Genomic DNA, 6,264 nt, shown 5'->3' with positions numbered 1-6,264 from the left:
CCGGCGGCCACGGCGGCACGTTCGCCGACCGCGGGAACACCATCCGCGCCAGCAGGATTGGGCTGACCCCAGGTGCCCGAGGCGTCGACGACCGCTTGGGCCCGAACCCGGCACTCGGTGCCGTCCGCATTGGTCACGTGCACCACGAACGGCGCCTCCGCTCGGCCTGGGGTGACCAGCCGATCCCGGCCCAGCCGAGACACCGCCGCTACCCGTGCGCCGTAGTGCACCCGCTTACCCAAGGTGTCTGCCAACGGCGCCAGATAGTCGTCGATCCACTCCCGCCCGGTCGGGAACCCTGACTCTTGAGCCGTCCAGCCGGTCGGCTCGAGCAGCTTGGCGGCCGCGGGGTCGACCAGTTCGGGCCACGGAGAGAAGGTGCGGACGTGTTCCCACTGCTCGACCGCCGCAGCGGGACTCGGGCCGGCTTCCAGCACCAGGGGGGTGAGACCACGCTCGAGCAGGTGCGCGGCCGCCGCCAACCCCAACGGTCCGGCTCCGATTACCACGACGGGCTGTTCCGACATACTCGACTCCTCTCATCGATGTTCTTCGATGAATTGAGGGTGCTCGACCCATCGATGTTTGTCAATGCGTGTGGCATCATGGATGGCATGGCCACCGCGACTGTCCCGTTGACTTCGAGCGACGCGGCTGCCTGCTGTTCACCGCTGACCGGCGGCGTGCTGGACACCCCAGCCGCCGAACGCCTGGCCATGGTATTCAAGGCGCTCGCCGATCCGGCCCGGGTCAAGCTGGTCTCCCTCATCGCCGCATCCGACGGCGGTGAAGCCTGCATCTGCGACCTCACCGAACCGCTCGGACTCAGCCAACCCACCGTGTCGCACCACATGAAGCTGCTCGTCGACAGCGGCCTCGTCAGCCGCGACCAGCGCGGCAAATGGGCCTACTACCGCGTGAACACAAAGGCCCTGGACCGTATCGCCGCCGCAGTGTCGACACATCCGGCGTAACGGACGATTTCACCCGTCTCGGATTAGTAGTCGGTCGGTGGTGGTGCCATAGCTGGGCGAGAGCACGAGGGGCAGGTGCATTGGATGCCACGTGGTGGTGGACGCCAAGACGTGAGCTGGCCGCACTCCTCTTCGAACTACTACGACCCGTGCCTCTACATACTCCTAGGGGTATGTAACGCAAGGGTGAGGCTGTTGGTCCGCCGCGGCATCCACGTCGTCACCTGCACCGGCTGCCCGGATCCGCTAGATGCACGCCATGCCTGGCTGGGTGATCATCAGCGCGATCCCGAGGATCGGCGCGAGAAGGGCCGCGCCCGTCGCGAGGATGAGGCCAAGACGGGCCGTGATGGCGTTGGGCGGGAACAACAGTCGTTCCACGCGTTGGGTCACTGCCAGTCCGGCGGCGCTGAGCGCCGCTGCCGGCGTCGAGGCTGTGACGGTTCCACTTGGAAGGCTGAGGGCGAGGAGGGCGTCGGCGACGGTGTCGGGGCTGTGGCGGCGGGCGGCGACGTCGTCGGCGCGCATCTCTAGGAGCCGGGCGACAGCGGCGGCTCCGTGGGTGAACAGCCCGACCCGGGGGAACAGTGTGCTCAGTGCGCCGGTCAGGGCCAAGATCCGGTGGTGATGCCCGCGCAGGTGGGCACGTTCGTGGGCGAGCACCGCGGCCAGCTGAGTGTGGTCCAAGGCGTCGAGGGCGGCGCGGGTGATGACGATGGTGTGCGGGCGACCGGCGAGGCAGTACACCCCGCGGCGGTCGCTGTCGACGACGAACGCGCCCCCGGGGCCTCGTGGGGTGGTGTCCCCGGTCGCGATCCGGACGGCGTGACCGTGCTCGTGACCGTGCCGACGCATGCGACGCAGAGCCAGCGCGGCGCGGCCGGTGAGGATGGCCACGGCCAGGGTGCTCATCGCCGCCAGCGCCAGGACGCCGATCTGCACCAGGTCGCCGTATCCGCCGCGGGCGATCATTCCCAACCCGGCGACGCACCCGGTCAACACCGCACCGATCCGACCCCAGGAGGCCAGGGTCTGCGACACGAACAGTGCGACCGCGGCCACCGCGGCCACCAGGACACTTCCCATCATGGCCAGCCATGCGGCGATGCCCCACCGCGGCGCGGCGCCGGCACGGGTGACCCGCGACACCACCGCCGGCCCCAACACCGTCAGGGACAGCGCGTAGGCGAGCAGGCATACGGCGAGGTTCATCGCTTGGCGACTCCCCGGCCGCGGCGTCGGATGACGTCCTTGAGCCCGGCGAGTTCCTCGGGGCTCATCTCGTCGACGAAGTGCATCAGCACCGCGGTGGTGTGCTGTTCACCGTCGTTGAGGACCTCGCGCATCAACCCGGCGATGTGTTCGGCGTGGCTGAGCACGGTGCGGTAGCGAAACGCCTTACCCTCGCGTTCCCGACGCAGATGGCCCTTGCGGTACAGGTTCTCCATCGTCGAGAGCACGGTGGTGTAGGCGACCTCACGGTCCGGGCGTATCCGGTCGACTACCTCCCGGACCGTGCCCTGTCCGTCGGTGGCCCACAGCTGGGCCATCACCACCGTTTCCAGTTCACCGAACACCCGCACCGATGCCACCCACTCCCGCTCGCCGTGCCGCGCCCTCGCCGCGTCCGGTCTGCCACAGCGCCGATCCGCTTGCCACCGGCGCCCGTGCCGGTACGCATGTCCCTACTATCTCGGTACCGAGATAGTAACTCACTGCCCTGGTGAACGAGCCAGCGGCGGGCACGCCTGGCCCCGCCGAGTTCGGTCTGCATCGCCGGATGTGCCGTGACGATCTCATCGAGGGGGTTGGGAGCCGGGTTCGGCCGTGGGGTGGCCCATCATCGCCGCCATCATTGCGGGCATGCCGTCGGTGACGAATCCGGTGACTTCCCGGGCGTGCGCGCGGATGGCGTCGATCACGGCCGGGTCGCGCGCGGTCTCCACCGCGACGACGCCCGTGGCGGTGAAGGTGAGGTGACGTTGATAGTCGTGGGCGCGCCGAAACAGCGTCGGCAGACTTGCACTCATGCACGTCACTTCGGCGCGCTGATCCAGATGGGCGTACATCGTGGCGACGTGCCCCTGCAGTTGGGCCACCAGGTCCTCGGCGTCGGACTCGGTGGTGGTGCGCACGCCGCCGGGAATGTCCTCCACGCGGCGCCGAATCTCGGTGTGCCGGGCGAACATGTCCATGTAGGTGCTCATGTCCATCCTCGACGTGGCGCCCATCATCGGGGAACCCTCGGGGCCGCCCATCATCGGCGGGTCCCCGGTGTCGGCGGGCCCCGCAGCGGAACCGTTGAACGGGGCGCCGAGCACACCGCGCAGGGCGTACGCCACGCCGACGAGTCCGCCGCCGGTGCCCAGCAGCGCCAGCGCCGCCCGCCTGGTCATCTTCTCCATCGCCGTCGATCTCCTGTCTCGCCCACTCACGGGACCTCGGCGGTCAGGTGGTGACGACGGCGCAGCGCCAAGGCCCACACGCCGTCGTCGGTGCCGTCCCGTCGTCCGCACCGCACCAGAGCATTCCTTCATCTACTATGTCGGTACCGAGATAGTAGATGAAGTGGGCGGCGAAAGCTCGCGGCCGACGACGAATGTGGAGGACGCTGATGCTCGATGTGCTGCTGACGCTGGCGCGACTGGCCTGCCCCGTCGCGATGGGCGTGATGATGTGGATGATGATGCGCGACCGCCGACGCGACGCGCCTTCCGCCGCCGCGCCGGCTGATCCCGGGCCGACGGAGGCCGCGCCGGGCCCCGGACACGTCCGGCTCGGCACGGATCGGCTGGCTCCCGTGGGAGCTGCTCATGGCGCGGTGACCAATTCTGCGATCTCGCTGGGCCTCTCATGAGCGTGAAGAATCGCACCCCGGTCACACCGCGATCCCTGACCGGGCGGGGTCGCGGGGCCTCCTCGGTCGCCGCGATGCGCCGCGGCAATGGACCCAGTCGGTGGCTGCTCGTCGTCGGGGTCACGGTGGTCGTCGCCTTTGCCGCGGTTATGGTCGTGCTGACCACCAGGCTGCACCCCGCTCGCGCCACCGCCGTCGGTGCGATCCCGGACACCCCCCTGATCTCGGCCACCGGCACCAGCAGCGCACCGCCCTGGCCCGCCCCGACCGACGTCCCTGCTGCCGTCAAGCAGTCTGGGCTGCCGCTGTTGCGCTCAGAGGGTTCGGTGCTTCACCTGCATGCCCACCTCGACGTGTTCGTCGACGGCACCGCCGTGGCGGTTCCCGCCGGCATCGGGATCGACGAGCGCGGCGGCGCGATCAGTCCGCTGCACACCCACGACACCAGCGGCGTCATCCACGTCGAATCGCCGACCCAGAGCACCTTCAGCCTCGCGCAGTTCTTCTCCGAATGGAACGTCACGTTGACCGCATCGCAGCTCGGGAACCGCACCGCCACCACCGGTTCCCCGTTGCGCGCCTACGTCAACGGTCGGCAGGTGACCGGCAACCCTGGCGCTCTGACCTTGCACGGCCACGACGAAATCGCCGTGGTCTACGGAACGGCTCCTGCTCAAATCCCCAGCGGCTACGCCTTTGGGGACCTGTAGCCCACCCTGGTCAGCGGGAGGGGTCAAAGGCCGGTCGACCTGATTCCACGGCGGCCCGTTCGGCTGTCGGCCTGCAGGTGAGAGCCAACCTTGCCACGGGGCAGCCCAGCCGAGCGGGCACCGTCGGGCCATGTGGACCGGACCGTATCGGCCGTGACAGCGGTGCCGATGACGTCCGCCAACCGTCGTGATCAGCCCTGCGCGCGGGCGTCCACGTCAGTGTCGCGAGGAGTCGAGGTTCCTGCACCCAGCTGGCCACCATCCCTAGACTGTCGCGCATGCACCGCCAGGCCGTCGCGCGTCCCGCCACCGGTACCCGCCGCCGTCGGGGCGAAACCCGTTGAGCCACGGCATGTATCGCGGCGAACTCCCGCTAAGTGCACATCGGTGAACGTCACGCTGATCGGCCAGGCCGTCGGGCTGTTCGCCGTCACCAACATCGACGACATCGTCGTCTTGGCCCTGTTCTTCGGCCAGGCCATCGGCCGCAAGAGTGTCCTGCGCGTGGTGCTGGGGCAGTATTTGGGTTTCATCGCCATCCTCGCCGCCGCCATCTTCGGCGCGCTCGGTGCCGGCCTGCTCCCCGACACGGCCATCCCCTACCTGGGGCTGCTTCCCCTCATCCTGGGTGTGCGCGCCGCGGTCACCGCCTGGCGCGACCGCCACTGCGGCACCGCCCAGGACGACCCTGATTCGCCTCACGACGTCGCCGCCACGAAGAACACCGAGCGCGGCCCTGGCGTCCTGACCGTCGCTGCGGTCACCCTGGCCAACGGCGGCGACAACATCGGGGTCTACGTCCCGGTGTTCGCCACCAGCGCCACCCCGGGACTGCTCACCTACATCGCGGTATTTCTGATCCTCGTCGCGGCGTGGTGCGTTGCCGGGCACTTCTTCGCCCGGCGTCCCCTCATCGCCCACGCGTTGTCGCGCTGGGGCCACGTCGTGCTCCCCGTCGTCCTCGTGGGGATCGGACTGGTCATCCTCATCCACGGCCACGCCTTCGGCCTTTGATCGCCGCAGTCGGCGGCACGAAGGCCGAACTCGGCTGCCACGTCCGGCAAGTGAGGGCCGCCGAACGGTGGGCCTCACCGTCCGGCGGCCCGCCACGACGGCCTCAAGTGCGACGGCCTCAAGTGCCAATGTGGCGGTTGCCTCGTCTTACATCTTTCCCGCACAGCACGGGCACGGTTCCTTCATTTCGGCGCAGCACGTGCACTTGTCCATCGGCATCGCCATCATCGCGTCGTCGCAGCACCACATCAGCGGGGTGGCGCCGCCAGCGGTGTAGGTGACCGCCATGGGGTTACCGCCGGTGACGTCGAAGTAGACCTTGCCGGTGGCCGTCTGACCTTGGGCCAGCGTGGCAGGGGAAATGCCGTTCGGACTCGCCACTTGCCACAGCACCGGGTAGCTGCCGCCGTCAGATGTCGCGCTGAAGTTGGGAATCACCGGTGTCGAGGTCCCTGAGATCGCCGTCACCGTGGCGGTCGCCTCCCACAGCTGCCCGGCCACCGGGAAACCAGGCGCCACGTCACCGCTCTTCTTCAGATCCGTGACCGACCAGTCCTGCATGCCACCGCCATCAGCCACTTGCTGATGGGACCCGAAGCGGTGCTCACACTTGTCCGCCGCCGCCGACGCCACCCCGGCGACACTCACCCCCACCATGACCGCCATCGCCATCATTGCCGCCATCAAACAGAACTTGCGCACACTGCTC

Annotated in this window: 9 protein-coding genes; 4 read left to right on the top strand and 5 right to left on the bottom strand. The window is 68.9% G+C overall.

The features are described from left to right. Positions 1-527: NAD(P)-binding domain-containing protein (locus ACRDUX_RS27975; protein WP_526418615.1), on the bottom strand; the 527-nt coding region annotated here is incomplete at its 3' end. 87 nt (positions 528-614) lie between these two features. Here ACRDUX_RS27975 and ACRDUX_RS27970 point away from each other — a divergent pair. Further along, the gene (locus ACRDUX_RS27970) at positions 615-974 is read left to right on the top strand and encodes an ArsR/SmtB family transcription factor (protein WP_526418621.1); all 360 of its coding nucleotides are present in this window, start codon (positions 615-617) and stop codon (positions 972-974) included. A 246-nt stretch (positions 975-1,220) separates the two neighbouring features. On the opposite strand, the gene ACRDUX_RS27965 is transcribed toward ACRDUX_RS27970, so the two are convergent. The 3 genes from ACRDUX_RS27965 to ACRDUX_RS27955 form a co-directional block, all read right to left on the bottom strand. Continuing rightward, positions 1,221-2,186, bottom strand: a complete 966-nt coding sequence (locus tag ACRDUX_RS27965; RefSeq protein WP_526418613.1) for a M56 family metallopeptidase — start codon at positions 2,184-2,186, stop codon at positions 1,221-1,223. Continuing rightward, a complete protein-coding gene (locus ACRDUX_RS27960) occupies positions 2,183-2,557 on the bottom strand; it encodes a BlaI/MecI/CopY family transcriptional regulator (protein ID WP_526418619.1) in 375 nt (124 codons plus the stop codon). The genes ACRDUX_RS27965 and ACRDUX_RS27960 overlap by 4 nt, the downstream gene beginning before the upstream one ends. A gap of 213 nt (positions 2,558-2,770) precedes the next feature. Further along, positions 2,771-3,379 carry a hypothetical protein gene (locus ACRDUX_RS27955; RefSeq protein ID WP_526418611.1) on the bottom strand — a complete coding sequence of 203 codons (609 nt, stop codon included), beginning with the start codon at positions 3,377-3,379 and terminating at the stop codon, positions 2,771-2,773. A 209-nt stretch (positions 3,380-3,588) separates the two neighbouring features. Between ACRDUX_RS27955 and ACRDUX_RS27950 the strand changes: the two genes are divergently transcribed. From ACRDUX_RS27950 to ACRDUX_RS27940, 3 genes are all read left to right on the top strand, one after another. Beyond that, a complete protein-coding gene (locus ACRDUX_RS27950) occupies positions 3,589-3,831 on the top strand; it encodes a hypothetical protein (RefSeq protein WP_526418609.1) in 243 nt (80 codons plus the stop codon). Positions 3,832-3,833: 2 nt separating this feature from the next. Then, positions 3,834-4,541 (top strand): hypothetical protein, encoded by a 708-nt coding sequence (locus tag ACRDUX_RS27945; protein ID WP_526418607.1) that lies wholly within the window; start codon positions 3,834-3,836, stop codon positions 4,539-4,541. A 387-nt stretch (positions 4,542-4,928) separates the two neighbouring features. Then, positions 4,929-5,555 carry a cadmium resistance transporter gene (locus ACRDUX_RS27940; RefSeq protein WP_526418606.1) on the top strand — a complete coding sequence of 209 codons (627 nt, stop codon included), beginning with the start codon at positions 4,929-4,931 and terminating at the stop codon, positions 5,553-5,555. A 147-nt stretch (positions 5,556-5,702) separates the two neighbouring features. Here the strand turns inward: ACRDUX_RS27940 and ACRDUX_RS27935 are convergent, their stop codons facing one another. Further along, a complete protein-coding gene (locus ACRDUX_RS27935; protein WP_526418617.1) occupies positions 5,703-6,239 on the bottom strand; it encodes a DUF1942 domain-containing protein in 537 nt (178 codons plus the stop codon). Positions 6,240-6,264: the final 25 nt, after the last annotated feature.

It is taken from the genome of Mycobacterium sp., assembly GCF_050701675.1.
In the GTDB taxonomy this organism is placed as follows: domain Bacteria; phylum Actinomycetota; class Actinomycetes; order Mycobacteriales; family Mycobacteriaceae; genus Mycobacterium.
Note: the sequence above shows the minus strand (reverse complement) of the source record. Positions and strands in the feature narration are given on the sequence as shown.